This is a genomic window from Pseudomonas sp. CH61, from assembly GCF_059429415.1.
In genome coordinates, this window is record NZ_CM182098.1 from 4,406,083 (window position 1) to 4,422,147 (window position 16,065).

General features: G+C 58.8%; 14 protein-coding genes. 10 read left to right on the forward strand and 4 right to left on the reverse strand.

From position 1 onward, the window contains the following. Positions 1 to 90: 90 nt before the first annotated feature. Both AC5SEM_RS19725 and plzR read right to left on the reverse strand, forming a co-directional pair. Positions 91 to 2,196 (reverse strand): molybdopterin oxidoreductase family protein, encoded by a 2,106-nt coding sequence (locus AC5SEM_RS19725; RefSeq protein ID WP_212621152.1) that lies wholly within the window; start codon positions 2,194 to 2,196, stop codon positions 91 to 93. A gap of 134 nt (positions 2,197 to 2,330) precedes the next feature. Further along, positions 2,331 to 2,621: a PlzR type 4 pili assembly inhibitor gene (plzR, locus tag AC5SEM_RS19730; RefSeq protein ID WP_027612069.1), complete on the reverse strand. Its 291-nt coding sequence runs from the start codon at positions 2,619 to 2,621 to the stop codon at positions 2,331 to 2,333. 403 nt (positions 2,622 to 3,024) lie between these two features. Between plzR and argF the strand changes: the two genes are divergently transcribed. Further along, the gene (argF, locus tag AC5SEM_RS19735; protein WP_038369078.1) at positions 3,025 to 3,945 is read left to right on the forward strand and encodes an ornithine carbamoyltransferase; all 921 of its coding nucleotides are present in this window, start codon (positions 3,025 to 3,027) and stop codon (positions 3,943 to 3,945) included. Further along, a complete protein-coding gene (locus AC5SEM_RS19740; RefSeq protein ID WP_495471093.1) occupies positions 3,942 to 5,051 on the forward strand; it encodes an ABC transporter ATP-binding protein in 1,110 nt (369 codons plus the stop codon). The genes argF and AC5SEM_RS19740 overlap by 4 nt, the downstream gene beginning before the upstream one ends. 118 nt (positions 5,052 to 5,169) lie before the next feature. Here the strand turns inward: AC5SEM_RS19740 and AC5SEM_RS19745 are convergent, their stop codons facing one another. Together AC5SEM_RS19745 and ybaK are read right to left on the reverse strand one after the other, a co-directional pair. Further along, positions 5,170 to 5,952 (reverse strand): PhzF family phenazine biosynthesis protein, encoded by a 783-nt coding sequence (locus tag AC5SEM_RS19745; RefSeq protein WP_495471094.1) that lies wholly within the window; start codon positions 5,950 to 5,952, stop codon positions 5,170 to 5,172. Positions 5,953 to 6,047: 95 nt separating this feature from the next. Further along, positions 6,048 to 6,518, reverse strand: coding sequence for a Cys-tRNA(Pro) deacylase (gene ybaK, locus AC5SEM_RS19750; protein ID WP_003227741.1), 471 nt, complete (start codon positions 6,516 to 6,518; stop codon positions 6,048 to 6,050). 362 nt (positions 6,519 to 6,880) lie between these two features. On the opposite strand from ybaK, the gene AC5SEM_RS19755 reads away from it, so the two are divergent. The 8 genes from AC5SEM_RS19755 (at position 6,881) to AC5SEM_RS19790 (ending at position 15,918) form a co-directional block, all read left to right on the forward strand. Next, positions 6,881 to 7,732: an MIP/aquaporin family protein gene (locus AC5SEM_RS19755; protein ID WP_495471095.1), complete on the forward strand. Its 852-nt coding sequence runs from the start codon at positions 6,881 to 6,883 to the stop codon at positions 7,730 to 7,732. 77 nt (positions 7,733 to 7,809) lie between these two features. Then, entirely contained in the window at positions 7,810 to 9,312 is a 1,503-nt protein-coding gene (gene glpK / locus AC5SEM_RS19760) for a glycerol kinase GlpK (protein WP_077574371.1), read from the forward strand. A gap of 274 nt (positions 9,313 to 9,586) precedes the next feature. Then, positions 9,587 to 10,342: a DeoR/GlpR family transcriptional regulator gene (locus AC5SEM_RS19765; RefSeq protein WP_007916700.1), complete on the forward strand. Its 756-nt coding sequence runs from the start codon at positions 9,587 to 9,589 to the stop codon at positions 10,340 to 10,342. Positions 10,343 to 10,589: 247 nt separating this feature from the next. Continuing rightward, positions 10,590 to 12,128 (forward strand): glycerol-3-phosphate dehydrogenase, encoded by a 1,539-nt coding sequence (gene glpD / locus AC5SEM_RS19770; protein WP_331691891.1) that lies wholly within the window; start codon positions 10,590 to 10,592, stop codon positions 12,126 to 12,128. Between the two features lie 521 nt (positions 12,129 to 12,649). After that, positions 12,650 to 13,576 (forward strand): glutamate/aspartate ABC transporter substrate-binding protein, encoded by a 927-nt coding sequence (locus AC5SEM_RS19775; protein WP_137219176.1) that lies wholly within the window; start codon positions 12,650 to 12,652, stop codon positions 13,574 to 13,576. Positions 13,577 to 13,769: 193 nt separating this feature from the next. Beyond that, positions 13,770 to 14,516: an amino acid ABC transporter permease gene (locus AC5SEM_RS19780; RefSeq protein WP_016986630.1), complete on the forward strand. Its 747-nt coding sequence runs from the start codon at positions 13,770 to 13,772 to the stop codon at positions 14,514 to 14,516. Beyond that, positions 14,516 to 15,187, forward strand: a complete 672-nt coding sequence (locus AC5SEM_RS19785) for an amino acid ABC transporter permease (RefSeq protein ID WP_003227756.1) — start codon at positions 14,516 to 14,518, stop codon at positions 15,185 to 15,187. The genes AC5SEM_RS19780 and AC5SEM_RS19785 overlap by 1 nt, the downstream gene beginning before the upstream one ends. Continuing rightward, positions 15,184 to 15,918: an amino acid ABC transporter ATP-binding protein gene (locus AC5SEM_RS19790; protein WP_007963947.1), complete on the forward strand. Its 735-nt coding sequence runs from the start codon at positions 15,184 to 15,186 to the stop codon at positions 15,916 to 15,918. Before AC5SEM_RS19785 ends, AC5SEM_RS19790 begins: the two co-directional genes overlap by 4 nt. The last annotated feature ends 147 nt before the right edge of the window (positions 15,919 to 16,065 follow it).

Sequence of the window (16,065 nt, forward strand, 5' to 3'; positions counted from 1 at the left end):
CTCGGCTGAACTTTCCGACTCATGGGTCGGCACGGTGACGCATTGTAACGGAATCCCGAGCGCCATGCTCGGTCTCCCCGACAGTCATGCTCAGGCCGCCGCCACCGTGACCGGCACGCCATTAAGCGCCGCGTTACCCGACAACTCATCAAGCTGGCATTCATCGGTCAGGTCATTGGCACTCGACCCCGGCTGGCCACTGGCAATCGCCATTTGCACACCTGGCCGCGCATGGCCCCAGCCGTGCGGCAAACTGACCACACCCTTCATCATGTCCAGACTGCCGAGCACTTCCACCTCGATCTGACCGACCCGCGAACTGACGCGCACAAGCTGACCATCGTTAAGCCCACGGCTGGCAAGATCATCCGGGTGCATCAGCAACTGATGACGCGGCTTGCCCTTCACCAGACGGTGATAGTTGTGCATCCACGAATTGTTGCTGCGTACGTGGCGGCGGCCAATCATCAGCAGCTCATCAGCGGCCGGAGCCTGTAGCGCAGCGAAACGTGCAAGGTCAGCGAGAATCTCTGGCGGAGCGGCCTGCACGCGCTGATTCGGCGTTTTAAGACGCGACGCCAGATTCGCTTTCAGCGCCCCCAGATCAATCCCGTGGGGATGATCGAACAACGTCGCCAGTGACAGCTTTTGCTCAGACGCGTCGCCGTACATCCCCATACGCAGGCCCATGTCGATCATCTTCGCCGGTGGCATGGTCGGTTTCAGCTCCTTGCCGGTCTTTTCGGCAAAGGCCTTGGCCAGGCCCACGAAGATCTCCCAGTCATGCAAGGCGCCCTCTGGCTTGGCGAGGATCGCGCGGTTGAAGCGGGTGACGTTACGCACCGCGAACAGATTGAACGTCGTGTCGTAGTGATCATTCTCCAGCGCCGAGGTCGACGGCAGGATCAGGTCGGCATAGCGCGTGGTTTCATTGATGTACAGGTCGATGCTGACCATGAACTCGAGACCGTCCAGCGCCTGCTCCAGTTGCCGCCCGTTCGGCGTCGACAGCACTGGATTACCAGCGACGGTGATCAGTGCACGGATCTGGCCCTCACCTTCAGTAAGCATCTCTTCGGCCAGCGCCGAGACCGGTAACTCGCCGCCGTATTCAGGACGTCCCGAGACCCGGCTCTGCCATTTGTTGAAATGCCCGCCCGAGGTCGACGCCACCAGATCCACCGCAGGTTCGGTGCACAGCGCGCCGCCAACCCGGTCGAGGTTGCCAGTGACCAGATTGATCAACTGCACGACCCAATGGCACAGCGTACCGAACGCTTGCGTCGAAACGCCCATGCGCCCATAGCACACCGCACTCGGCGCTGCGGCGAAGTCGCGGGCCAGTTGGCGGATCTGCTCAGCAGGCACGGCGCACAGCGGGCTCATGGCTTCAGCAGTGAAACCTGCGACGGCTGCACGCACTTCGTCCATGCCATCAACCGGCAGATGACTGTCGCGGGTCAGCCCCTCGCTAAACAGCGTGTTGAGCACGCCAAACAACAACGCCGCATCGCCCCCGGGACGCACGAACAAATGTTGGTCGGCTATCGCCGCCGTCTCGCTGCGCCGTGGATCGACCACAACGACTTTACCGCCGCGCGCCTGGATTGCCTTTAAACGTTTCTCGACATCCGGCACGGTCATGATGCTGCCGTTGGACGCCAGCGGATTACCGCCGAGAATCAGCATGAAGTCGGTGTGATCGATATCTGGAATCGGCAACAGCAGGCCGTGGCCGTACATCAGATAACTGCTCAGGTGATGCGGCAACTGATCGACCGAGGTCGCCGAGAAGCGATTACGCGTCTTCAACAACCCGAGGAAATAGTTGCTGTGGGTCATCAACCCATAATTGTGCACGCTCGGATTGCCCTGATAGACCGCCACGGCGTTCTGCCCATGACGCTCCTGGATGGCCGCCAGCTTTTCAGCCACCAGCGTAAACGCCTCGTCCCATTCGATCGGCAGCCATTCACTGCCCACCCGGCGCATCGGCTGACGCAGACGATCCGGATCGTTCTGGATATCTTGCAGGGCCACGGCTTTGGGGCAGATGTGGCCACGGCTGAAGGTGTCGAGCGCATCACCCTTGATCGAGGTGATCGCGACATTACCGTCAGTTTCGGTGGTCTCAATGGTCAGCCCGCAAATGGCTTCGCACAGGTGGCAGGCACGGTGATGGAGAGTCTTGGTCATGGCCAGTCTCTGTCTTGTTCTGGGCGGGTAATCACGCCCGCGGGAACAAAACTATGGCCCCGGCGCCGTTCAGGCGCCAGCGACGTTCGTCTTGTGAATCGACACCTATCAGGTGAGCCGATAAACCGCCATGATCAGTTCGACGGCAACTGCGGCGGCGCGGCCAGCTGAATTTCCTGGATGGTTTCGATCTGCTCGTGGGCGACGTGCACGCCGGTGAGTTCGCCGATCAATCGCCAGTGTTCATCGAGGCCGGCGCTGATGGTCGCCATGCGATCGATCATGTGGCGACCGGCGGTCTTCACCACTTCGTCTTCGCTGCGCAGCAGTTCGAAAGACATTGAGGTGACCGACGCGGTGAGATGGGTCAGAGAGCGAGCCGTATGGCCCAGCAATTCCATTAACAGTTTTTCTTTCGATTCCATGCGGAGGCTTCCTGCGTCGCTCGAAAGTTATTTATAACCCAGCACTTTGCTTTAGCAAATGTTTCAGCCTGAGCATCCGACCAAATGATGGCATGGCGCCACGGTCGTAAACCGACCCAAGCGACACGATCCCCGCCACGCCGCATTGCCAAGCCCTGCGAGGCCAGTGTACAAAGAGGCTCGCGGCGCCCCTGAACCCGGCTGCAAATGCGCGACTGCAACATCCAGTGCGCCCTTCGATTTCCGCAAAAACCGTAGCCTATTGGAAAAACGCGACATTTAGTGTCAATATCGCGCCTTCCCCTATTTCGTCGCCCCGTGCGGCTTACGCCGCAGGTCTCGCCCGTTGTTCCGCTAAACAAGGCTTTGAGCATCTGCGGTTTGTAGCAAAAGGTAGTCAATGATGAGCGCAAGGCACTTTCTCTCCCTGATGGATTGCACGCCCGAAGAGCTGGTCAGCGTGATCCGTCGAGGCGTTGAGCTCAAAGACCTGCGTAACCGCGGCGTACTGTTCGAGCCTCTGAAAAACCGCGTGCTGGGCATGATCTTCGAGAAGTCCTCGACCCGCACCCGGATCTCGTTCGAGGCCGGCATGATCCAGCTCGGCGGCCAGGCGATCTTCCTCTCGCCGCGCGACACCCAACTGGGCCGTGGCGAGCCGATCGGCGATTGCGCCATCGTCATGTCTAGCATGCTCGATGCGGTGATGATCCGTACCTTTGCCCACAGCACCCTGACCGAATTCGCTGCCAACTCGCGCGTGCCGGTGATCAACGGCCTGTCCGATGACCTGCATCCGTGTCAGTTGCTCGCCGACATGCAGACTTTCCTTGAACATCGTGGCTCGATTCAAGGCAAGACCGTGGCCTGGATCGGCGACGGCAACAACATGTGCAACAGCTATATAGAAGCGGCGATGCAGTTCGACTTCCAGTTGCGCGTTGCCTGCCCGGAAGGCTACGAGCCCAACCCAGAGTTCGTCGCCAAGGCTGGCGATCGAGTGACCATCGTCCGTGATCCTGCCGACGCCGTACGCGGCGCGCACCTGGTGAGCACCGATGTCTGGACTTCGATGGGTCAGGAAGAGGAAACTGCCAAGCGCCTCAAGCTGTTCGCCCCGTTCCAGGTCAACCGCGCCCTGCTCGACCTCGCTGCCGAGGACGTGCTGTTCATGCACTGCTTGCCTGCGCACCGTGGCGAAGAAATCAGCCTCGACCTGCTTGATGACCCGCGCTCCGTCGCCTGGGATCAGGCAGAAAACCGTCTCCACGCACAGAAGGCCCTGCTCGAGTTCCTCGTCGAACCGGCATATCACCACGCATGAGCCATGAATTACTGCTGAACCTGCGCAACCTCGCTTGCGGCTATCAAGATCAACGTGTGGTGCAGAACCTCAATCTGCACCTCAACGCCGGTGACATTGGCTGCCTGCTCGGCTCGTCCGGCTGCGGCAAGACCACCACCCTGCGCGCCATCGCCGGTTTCGAGCCGGTGCACGAAGGTGAAATCACCCTCGGTGGCGAAACCATTTCCAGCGCCGGCTTCACCCTGGCGCCGGAGAAACGCCGGATCGGCATGGTGTTCCAGGATTACGCGCTGTTCCCGCACCTGAGCGTCGCCGACAACATCGCCTTCGGTATTCGCAAGCATCCGAACAAGGAGCGCGTCACCGAAGAACTGCTCGAACTGGTCAACCTGAAAAACCTCGGCAAACGCTTCCCGCACGAGTTGTCCGGCGGCCAGCAACAGCGCGTAGCCCTCGCCCGCGCATTGGCGCCGGAGCCGCAATTGCTGCTGCTCGATGAGCCGTTCTCCAACCTTGATGGCGAGTTGCGGCGCAAGCTCAGTCATGAAGTGCGCGACATTCTCAAGGCCCGTGGCACCAGCGCGATTCTGGTGACCCACGACCAAGAGGAAGCCTTTGCCGTCAGCGATCACGTTGGCGTGTTCAAGGAAGGTCGACTGGAGCAGTGGGACACGCCATACAACCTCTATCACGAGCCGGCAACGCCTTATGTGGCCAGCTTCATTGGTCAGGGTTATTTCATTCGCGGCCAGCTCGGCAGCCCGGAATCGGTGCAGACCGAACTGGGTGAGCTGCGCGGCAATCGTGCTTATACGTGGCCGATTGGCGGCGCGGTGGATGTGCTGCTGCGCCCGGATGACATTGTGTATGCGCCGGACAGTGAGTTGAAAGCGCGGATTGTTGGCAAGACCTTCCTGGGTGCTTCGACGCTGTATCGCCTGCAATTGCCGACGGGGGCGCAGTTGGAGTCGATTTTTCCGAGCCACGCTGATCATCAGGTTGGCGCGGAAGTGGGAATTCGTGTTGCCGCCGAACACCTCGTACTGTTCCAGGCATCGGGCAGCACCGCCGCACAAATCCCGGCAGTGGAAAACGGTGTGCGCCGCTACAGCGCCGCGCTCTGATCCAACACCCATTCTCCTTGTAGGAGTGAGCCTGCTCGCGATAGCGGTGTGTCAATCAACATATATATCGACTGACACACCGCTATCGCGAGCAGGCTCACTCCTACAGGGGGTTGCGTTAACCCAGGATCAAGGTGCCGCTGGCAACCAGCGTCGCATTGCCGCCAATCTTCACCCGCTCGCCCTCCAATCTACAAAACAACTCCCCGCCCCGCGCCGAACGCTGACAGGCGGTCAGGCTCGACTTGCCCAGTCGTTTCGACCAATACGGAATCAGGCTGCAATGCGTCGAACCGGTCACCGGATCCTCATTGATGCCAATCGCCGGGGCGAAATAGCGCGAGACGAAATCGTGCTGATTGCCGCGCGCCGTGACGATCGCACCCAGCCACGGCAGCTTGGCCAGCGCAACCATGTCCGGTTTGCAATCAAGCACGGCCTGCTCCGACTCCAGCACCACGAACAGTTCGTTCGAGCCGAGCACATCCACCGCCTCAACACCCAGCGCCCGCTCGACGTCCAGCGTCACACCAATCTCTGACGGTACGATCGAGGGGAAATCCAGCCACAACCGATCACCCTCTCGCGTGACGCTCAGTGCGCCGGACTTACAAGTGAAGTCGATACGCTCGGCGGTTTCCTTATAGATCTCGAACAGCACATAAGCGCTGGCCAGCGTGGCGTGCCCGCACAACGGTACTTCAGTGGTCGGGGTGAACCAGCGGATATGCCAGACCGATCCCTCACGCACCAGAAACGCAGTTTCCGCCAGATTGTGTTCGCCGGCGATCTTCTGCATCAGCTCATCCGCGAGCCATGCATCCAACCGGTAAATCATCGCCGGATTACCACTGAACGGCCGTTCACTGAACGCGTCGACCTGATGAAACTCGAGCTGCATAACCTTCTCCCTAAGTCAGTCGCCAGAGCATGCAACCACGATGCGCTCAACGCCAGTGACAGAACCGGGCAATTTTCTACATACAGCGATAACGGTTACGCGCGGCCGATATCGGCAAATTTCGCTTGGGTATGTTCGGCGAGCACGGCGGGTGCCAGTTCGACCTCCAGGCCTCGCCGACCGGCGCTGACATAAATAGTCGCAAAACCCTGAGCCGAGTTATCGATGAAGGTGCGCAGGCGCTTCTTCTGCCCCAACGGGCTAATGCCGCCCAACAGATAACCGGTGGAACGCTGGGCTGCTGCCGGGTCGGCCATCTCGACTTTTTTCACGCCTGCCGCATGCGCCAGACCTTTGAGGTCGAGGCTTCCGACGACCGGCACTACCGCCACCAGCAACTCGCCCTTTTCGCTGGCCGCGAGCAGGGTTTTAAACACCTGCGCCGGCTCAAGCGCCAGTTTCTCTGCGGCCTCCAGCCCATAGGACGCGGCCTTTGGGTCATGTTCGTAACTGTGCACGCGATGTTCGGCACGAACTTTTTTCAACAAGTCCAACGCAGGGGTCATGGCAGCTCCGGGCTCGGCAGTGGCGGAAAAACACTGTGCCGGATTCTAGGTGATCAGCCCCTAAAAGGCTCTATCCCAAGCCACGATTCCCGTGGCTTACAGACTTTTCGAGCGCACGACACTGCAGCGACGGCAGAGGATCATTCACACAACGAATAGTTTTATTGTGACTGATGGTTCACTTTCGACCTTTGACAGGTTTGTTTCTTGTCTATATTTTTTCGAATCTGAATAATGTAAGAATTATCGTCATCGCAGCACCCAGCAGTAAACCGGGAAAGGAATGGGGATTCCTGAACGGGGAAAATCGCGCCCTGCCCTGACGGCAGCGCGCCAGACAACAACAAAAACCGAGGTTTTCAATGACAACTGCTTTACAGCAACCAACGCTCTCGAGCCAATGCATGGCCGAGTTTCTGGGCACTGCACTGCTGATCTTTTTCGGCACCGGTTGTGTCGCCGCGCTCAAAGTCGCGGGCGCCAGCTTTGGCCTGTGGGAAATCAGCATCATCTGGGGCGTCGGCGTGAGCATGGCGATCTACCTCACTGCCGGCGTTTCCGGCGCGCACCTGAACCCGGCCGTGAGCATCGCGCTGGCGATCTTCGCCGACTTCGAAAAGCGCAAACTGCCGTTCTACATTCTTGCCCAGATCGCTGGCGCCTTCTGCGGCGCGCTGTTGGTTTACACGCTGTACAGCAATCTGTTCTTCGATTACGAACAAACTCACCAAATGGTTCGTGGCTCGACCGCCAGCCTTGAGTTGGCGTCGGTGTTCTCGACCTTCCCGAATCCGGTGCTGTCCATTGCTCAGGCATTTCTGGTCGAGATGATCATCACCGCGATCCTGATGGGCGTGATCATGGCCCTGACCGACGACAACAATGGCCTGCCAAGAGGCCCGATGGCGCCGCTGCTGATCGGTTTGCTGATCGCGGTGATTGGTAGCTCGATGGGCCCGCTGACCGGTTTTGCAATGAACCCGGCGCGTGACTTCGGTCCGAAACTGATGACTTTCTTTACCGGCTGGGGTGAAATTTCCTTCACTGGCGGTCGTGATATTCCGTACTTCCTGATTCCGATTTTTGCACCGATTGTCGGTGCCTGCCTCGGCGCTGCCGGGTATCGCGGGCTCATCGCCCGTCACCTGACCGGCGCCACACCTGCTACAAAGGATGCAGAACCGGCCATTGACGGCAAACCAAGAACTTCTTGAAACAGTCGGCGCAGGCTCCTGCCCTATAGAGCCTGCGCCACGGCCCACTCTCCCTTATTTCGTCCAAGGCAATCGACATGACCGACATTCAGAATAAGAACTACATCATTGCCCTCGATCAGGGTACGACCAGCTCCCGCGCGATCATTTTCGACCGCGATGCGAACGTGGTCTGCACCGCGCAGCGCGAATTCGCCCAGCATTACCCACAGGCCGGTTGGGTCGAACATGACCCGATGGAAATCTTCGCCACCCAGAGCGCTGTGATGGTTGAGGCCTTGGCTCAGGCCGGTCTGCACCACGATCAGGTCGCTGCCATCGGTATCACCAACCAGCGCGAAACCACCGTGGTCTGGGACAAGACCACCGGCCGTCCGGTGTACAACGCCATCGTCTGGCAGTGCCGCCGCAGCACCGAGATCTGCCAGCAGCTCAAGCGCGACGGTCACGAAGAGTACATCCGCGACAACACCGGTCTGGTCACCGACCCGTACTTCTCCGGCACCAAACTGAAGTGGATCCTCGACAACGTCGAAGGCAGCCGCGAACGCGCGCGCAACGGCGAATTACTGTTCGGCACCGTCGATAGCTGGCTGATCTGGAAGTTCACCGGCGGCAAAGTACACGTCACCGACTACACCAACGCCTCGCGCACCATGCTCTTCAACATTCACTCGCTGGAGTGGGATTCGAAGATGCTAGAGATTCTCGACATTCCGCGCGAGATGCTTCCGGAAGTGAAGGCTTCTTCGGAAATCTACGGTCGTACCAAGAGCGGCATCGCCATCGGCGGTATTGCTGGCGACCAGCAAGCGGCGCTGTTCGGCCAGATGTGCGTCGAGCCGGGCCAGGCGAAAAACACCTACGGCACCGGCTGCTTCCTGCTGATGAACACCGGCGACAAAGCGGTGAAATCCCAACACGGCATGCTCACCACCATCGCCTGCGGCCCGCGTGGCGAAGTCGCTTACGCGCTGGAAGGTGCGGTGTTCAACGGCGGTTCGACCGTGCAGTGGCTGCGCGATGAACTGAAGATCATCAACGACGCCCACGACACCGAATACTTCGCCAATAAAGTGAAGGACAGCAACGGCGTGTACCTGGTACCAGCGTTCACAGGTTTGGGCGCTCCATACTGGGACCCGTATGCCCGTGGCGCGCTGTTCGGCCTGACCCGCGGCGTACGCGTGGATCACATCATTCGCGCTGCGCTGGAATCGATCGCTTACCAGACCCGCGACGTGCTCGACGCCATGCAACAGGACTCCGGCGAACGGCTCAAAGCCCTGCGCGTGGACGGCGGCGCGGTGGCGAACAACTTCCTCATGCAGTTCCAGGCCGACATCCTCGGCACGCAGGTCGAGCGTCCGCAAATGCGTGAAACCACAGCGCTTGGCGCAGCGTATCTGGCTGGTCTGGCGTGCGGTTTCTGGGGCAGCCTGGAAGAACTGCGCGGCAAAGCGGTGATCGAGCGCGAGTTCGAGCCGAGCCTCGACGAAACGGAGAAAGAGAAACTCTATAAAGGCTGGAAAAAAGCCGTCAGTCGTACCCGTGATTGGGCGCGTGAAGACGCTGAATAAGCCAACCTTAGGACTGGCTAAAGCGGTCCAAACAGCGTGAAAGCGTAGCGAGCGAAGGCAAGCCAAGGCAAAAACAGGCGAGGACCGGCTGGGGTCGCACTCGACTTTACGGGTTTGTAAATGAACAGTCCGAGCCTGTTTTTAACGCAGGATGGCTTGCGTAACGCCGTAGGCGCCCAGCACGAAGTAGCTTTCACGTTGTTTGGAAACTGGTAGGGAGCGGATTCCTGCGTCATCATGGGCAAATTTTGCACGGCAGCCCAAAGGAAGCCCCATGAATCTGCCTCCCCGTCAGCAGCAAATCCTCGAGCTGGTCCGCGAACGCGGCTATGTGAGCATCGAGGAAATGGCCACGCTGTTCGTTGTTACCCCGCAAACCATCCGCCGCGACATCAATCAGCTCGCGGAAGCCAATCTGCTGCGTCGCTACCATGGTGGTGCCGCCTATGATTCCAGCGTTGAAAACACTGCCTATGCGATGCGCGCCGATCAGATGCGCGATGAAAAACAACGCATCGGTGAAGCCATCGCCGCACAGATTCCCGATCACGCCTCGCTGTTCATCAACATCGGCACGACCACCGAATCGATTGCCCGCGCTCTGCTCAATCACAATCATCTGAAAATCATCACCAACAACCTGCACGTAGCGTCTATGCTCAGTGCCAAGGATGATTTCGATGTGCTGCTGACCGGCGGCAATGTGCGCCGTGATGGCGGTGTGGTCGGTCAGGCCAGTGTCGATTTCATCAATCAGTTCAAGGTTGATTTCGCCTTGGTCGGGATCAGCGGGATAGATGAAGACGGCAGTTTGCTGGATTTCGATTATCAGGAAGTGCGGGTTTCGCAGGCGATCATTGCCAATGCGCGACAGGTGATTCTGGCAGCGGATTCGAGCAAGTTCGGCCGTAACGCGATGATTCGACTGGGGCCAATCAGCCTGATCGATTGCCTGGTGACCGATCAGCAGCCGGTGCCGGCGCTGGCGCAGTTGTTGAGCCAGCACAAGATTCGCCTGGAAGTCGTTTAAAAACCCTCAAGATCAAAAGATCGCAGCCTTCCGCAGCTCCTACATGGGTTCACTTGACCTGTAGGAGCTGCCGAAGGCTGCGATTTTTTGCTTTTAATGTTCGAAAATTTTCTTTTAGCCGCCCTTCGATGAGTTTTTTCAATCGAATGCGACTGGCTGCGCGCGTCTTTATGGGCTACCATTTTCGCAAATGAACATTCATGTTCAATTTCCAATATAGAAAATCAAAAGAACCCGAGGCCAGCCGATGTCCACCTCTACCTTGCGTACGCCCCCAATCTCCGAGATCTACGACATCGCCGTTATCGGCGGCGGGATCAATGGCGTGGGGATCGCAGCGGATGCCGCCGGTCGCGGGCTTTCGGTGTTCCTTTGTGAAAAAGACGATCTGGCCAGCCACACCTCGTCGGCCAGCAGCAAGCTGATCCACGGCGGCCTGCGCTACCTCGAACATTACGAATTCCGTCTGGTGCGTGAAGCGCTGGCCGAACGCGAAGTGCTGCTAGCCAAGGCGCCGCACATCGTCAAGCCGATGCGCTTCGTGTTGCCACACCGTCCGCACCTGCGCCCGGCGTGGATGATTCGTGCCGGCCTGTTCCTGTATGACAATCTCGGAAAGCGCGAAAAACTGCCAGGTTCGAAAAGCCTGAAGTTCGGCGCCGACAGCGCGCTGAAAAGCGAAATCAAGAAAGGCTTCGAATACTCCGACTGCTGGGTCGACGACGCCCGCCTCGTGGTTTTGAACGCCATGGCCGCCCGCGAAAAGGGCGCCCATGTGCACACCCAGACGCGCTGCGTCAGCGCCCGTCGCGCCAAAGGCCTGTGGCACCTGAATCTGGAACGTGCCGACGGCAGCCTGTTTTCGATCACTGCCAAAGCGCTGGTGAACGCCGCTGGCCCGTGGGTCGCCAAGTTCATTCGTGACGATCTGAAGATGGAATCGCCGTACGGCATCCGTCTGATTCAGGGCAGCCACATCATCGTGCCGAAGCTGTACGAAGGTGATCATGCGCACATTCTGCAAAACGAAGATCAGCGCATCGTCTTCACCATTCCGTACCTGAACCACTTCACCCTGATCGGCACCACCGACCGTGAATACACCGGTGATCCGGCGAAAGTGGCCATCACCGAAGGTGAAACCGATTACCTGTTGAAAGTGGTCAACGCCCACTTCAAGCAGCAAGTCAGCCGCGACGACATCCAGCACAGTTACTCGGGCGTACGCCCACTGTGCAACGACGAATCCGACAACCCATCGGCCGTCACCCGCGATTACACCCTGGCACTGTCCGGCAACACCGAAGAAGCGCCACTATTGTCGGTATTCGGCGGCAAGCTGACCACCTACCGCAAACTCGCCGAGTCGGCGATGGCGCAGTTGCTGCCGTTCTTCACCCAGATGCGCCCGAGCTGGACAGCCACCGCTACCCTGCCCGGCGGCGAAGACATGACCACGCCACAAGCCTTGTGCGCGCAGATTCGCGACAAGTTCGACTTCGTGCCGACCGAGATCGCTCGTCGCTGGTCCACCACTTACGGCAGCCGCACCTGGCGCATGCTTGAAGGGGTGGAAACCCTGGCCGACATGGGCGAACACCTCGGCGGCGGGCTCTACACTCGCGAAGTGGATTACCTGTGCAGCGAAGAGTGGGCGACTACGGCGCATGACATTCTGTGGCGTCGTAGCAAGCTGGGCCTTTTCACTACCCCGGCAGAGCAAGAGAAGCTTGCGGCGTATCTGGGTAAGGTCGAACAGAACCGTAGCAAGATCGAAGCGGCGTGATTTGAACATCGCTTAAACGAAAGCCCCTGAATTGAGAGATTCAGGGGCTTTTTGTTTTGTGGGTTCTGTTGAACCTGATTGTGTCAGTTAGATCTTTCCCCCTCACCCCAGCCCTCTCCCCCAAGGGGTAGAGGGGGAAAGGGAGCCGATCGAGGTGCTCTGTAAAGCCTGAGTTCGACTCGGTATCTCAAGTCGGTGCATCTCACCCAGTCGCCGCGTTCAGTCCCCTCTCCCTCTGGGAGAGGGCTAGGGTGAGGGGCTGTTGCTCGTTCGGTTTTCCGAACGCAACTTCCCGGTCGATTCGGTAAACCGGATCAGTTACGCCAAAACAAACCATCACAAAACTTTAATAACGTTATAAATCATCAACTTAAGTACACGTCGCTGGTCTGGCACGAGTCATGCTCTACACTCTCTCGACGAATGCTTGTTGTGCCAACACTTCAGGAGCCGTCAGGCATTCGAAGCACAAAAGGGCCGACGAACTGGCTCCATAAAAAAAACAATTCGAGGAAAATTTGATGCGCATCGTTCCCCATATCCTGGGCGCAGCCATTGCGGCCGCTCTGATCAGCACGCCAGTTTTCGCCGCCGAACTCACCGGCACCCTGAAGAAAATCAACGATTCGGGCACCATTACGCTCGCTCACCGTGACAGCTCCATTCCGTTTTCCTACATCGCGGATGCTTCCGGCAAACCAGTGGGCTACTCCCACGACATTCAAGTGGCCATCGTTGAAGCCCTGAAAAAAGACCTGAACAAGCCAGACCTGCAGGTCAAATACAACCTGGTGACCTCGCAAACCCGTATCCCGCTGATCCAGAACGGCACCGCGGATATCGAGTGCGGCTCCACCACCAACAATGCCGAACGCGCCCAGCAAGTCGACTTCACCGTCAACATCTTCGAAATCGGCACCCGTCTGCTGGTCAAGAAAGACAAGGATGGCAAGCCGTCCTACGCTGACTTTGCCGACCTGAAAGGCAAAAACGTCGTGACCACCGCCGGCACCACGTCCGAGCGCATCATCAAAGCGATGAACGCCGACAAGCAGATGGGCATGAACATCATCTCCGCCAAAGACCACGGCGAATCCTTCAACATGCTGGAAAGCGGCCGCGCCGTTGCCTTCATGATGGACGACGCTCTGCTGGCCGGCGAAGAAGCCAAGGCCAAGAAGCCGAACGACTGGATCATCACCGGTACGCCACAGTCCTTCGAAGCCTATGCGTGCATGGTTCGTAAAGACGATCCGGCCTTCAAGAAAGCGGTCGATGATGCCATCGTCGCCCTGTACAAGTCTGGCGAGATCAACAAGATCTACAGCAAGTGGTTCGAAAGCCCGGTTCCACCAAAAGGCCTGAACCTGAACTTCCCGATGAGCGACAAGGTAAAAGATCTGATCGCCAACCCGAGCGACAAGCCGGCGCCTGACGTAAAAATCTGATTCCTGACTAACCTTATTGCCTGAGGGGGCCACTCTCCCTCAGGCGTCTGTTACTACCTGCGGGCTGTACTGTGGAACACTCGACCTGGCGGTTTTCGAGCCGATCGCGTGTGCCTGACGTTCAACGTCAGGCGGGAAAGGATCTTCCCCAAGCGGGTGCTTGTACATCGATCGATCTCGAGGGGAGACCCTAATGAATTACAACTGGGACTGGGGCGTGTTCTTCAAGTCCACCGGCGTCGGCAGCGAGACTTATCTCGACTGGTACGTCACCGGTTTGGGCTGGACCATTGCCATCGCCATCGTGGCGTGGATCATCGCCTTGCTGCTGGGCTCCATTCTGGGCGTCATGCGCACGGTGCCAAACCGCATCGTATCGGGCATTGCCACCTGCTACGTCGAGCTGTTCCGTAACGTGCCGCTGCTGGTTCAGCTGTTCATCTGGTACTTCCTGGTACCCGACCTGCTGCCGCAAAACCTGCAGGACTGGTACAAACAGGACCTCAACCCGACCACCTCGGCTTACCTGAGCGTTGTCGTCTGTCTGGGTCTGTTTACCGCTGCCCGTGTCTGCGAACAAGTGCGTACCGGTATCCAGGCGCTGCCACGCGGCCAGGAATCCGCCGCCCGCGCCATGGGTTTCAAGCTGCCGCAGATCTACTGGAACGTGCTGCTGCCCCAGGCCTACCGGATCATCATTCCACCGCTCACCTCGGAATTCCTCAACGTCTTCAAGAACTCCTCCGTGGCGTCCTTGATCGGCCTGATGGAACTGCTGGCGCAAACCAAACAGACCGCTGAGTTCTCGGCCAACCTGTTTGAAGCCTTCACCCTGGCCACGCTGATCTACTTCACCCTGAACATGAGCCTGATGTTGCTGATGCGCATGGTCGAGAAGAAAGTCGCGGTGCCCGGCCTGATCTCCGTGGGGGGTAAATAATGGACTTCGATTTCAGCGGCATCATCCCCGCTATCCCGGGCCTGTGGAACGGCATGGTCATGACCTTGCAGTTGATGGTCATGGGTGTGGTCGGCGGCATCGTGCTGGGGACGATCCTGGCGCTGATGCGCCTGTCGTCGAGCAAATTGCTGTCCCGCGTGGCCGGCGCTTATGTGAACTACTTCCGTTCGATTCCGCTGCTGTTGGTGATCACCTGGTTCTACCTGGCGGTGCCGTTCGTGCTGCGCTGGATCACCGGTGAAGACACGCCGATCGGTGCGTTCACCTCCTGCGTCGTGGCCTTCATGATGTTCGAAGCCGCGTACTTCTGCGAAATCGTCCGGGCCGGTGTGCAGTCGATCCCCAAAGGCCAGATGGCCGCCGCGCAGGCGATGGGCATGACCTATGGCCAGACCATGCGTCTGATCATCCTGCCCCAGGCGTTCCGCAAGATGACGCCGTTGCTGCTGCAACAGTCGATCATCCTGTTCCAGGACACCTCGCTGGTCTACACCGTGGGCCTGGTGGACTTCCTCAACTCCGCCCGCTCCAGCGGCGACATCATCGGTCGTTCCAACGAGTTCCTGATCTTCGCCGGTGTCGTCTACTTCATCATCAGCTTTTCCGCCTCGCTGCTGGTCAAGCGTCTGCAAAAAAGGTTTGCCGTATGATCTCTATCAAGAACATCAACAAGTGGTATGGCGACTTCCAGGTGCTGACTGATTGCAGCACCGAGGTCAAAAAAGGCGAAGTGATCGTGGTCTGCGGCCCGTCGGGTTCCGGCAAATCGACCCTGATCAAATGCGTAAACGCGCTGGAGCCGTTCCAGAAAGGCGACATCGTCGTCGACGGCACGTCGATTGCCGACTCGAAGACCAACCTGCCGAAACTGCGTTCGCGCGTCGGCATGGTGTTCCAGCATTTTGAGCTGTTCCCGCACCTGACCATCACCGAAAACCTGACCATCGCGCAGATCAAGGTGCTGGGCCGGAGCAAGGAAGAGGCGACCAAGAAAGGTCTGCAACTGCTCGAGCGCGTCGGTCTGTCGGCGCACGCCCACAAGCACCCGGGGCAACTGTCCGGTGGTCAGCAACAGCGTGTGGCGATTGCCCGTGCGCTGGCGATGGACCCGATCGTCATGCTGTTCGACGAACCGACTTCGGCGCTCGACCCGGAGATGGTTAACGAAGTGCTCGACGTGATGGTGCAACTGGCCCACGAAGGCATGACCATGATGTGCGTAACCCACGAAATGGGCTTCGCCCGTAAAGTGGCTGATCGCGTGATCTTCATGGACGCCGGCAAGATCATCGAAGACTGCCCGAAAGAGGAATTCTTCGGCGACATCAGTGCCCGCTCCGAACGCGCGCAGCACTTCCTCGAGAAAATCCTGCAGCACTAAAAGCAACACACCCGCCGGGGCATTGCTCCTTCCCTGTGGGAGCGATTCTGCTCGCGAAGAGGTCATTACATTCAGCCTGGATGTTGAATGTCAGTCCGTTTTCGCGAGCAGGCTCGCTCCCACAAGGGCCGGCGTTGCCCTTGCAAC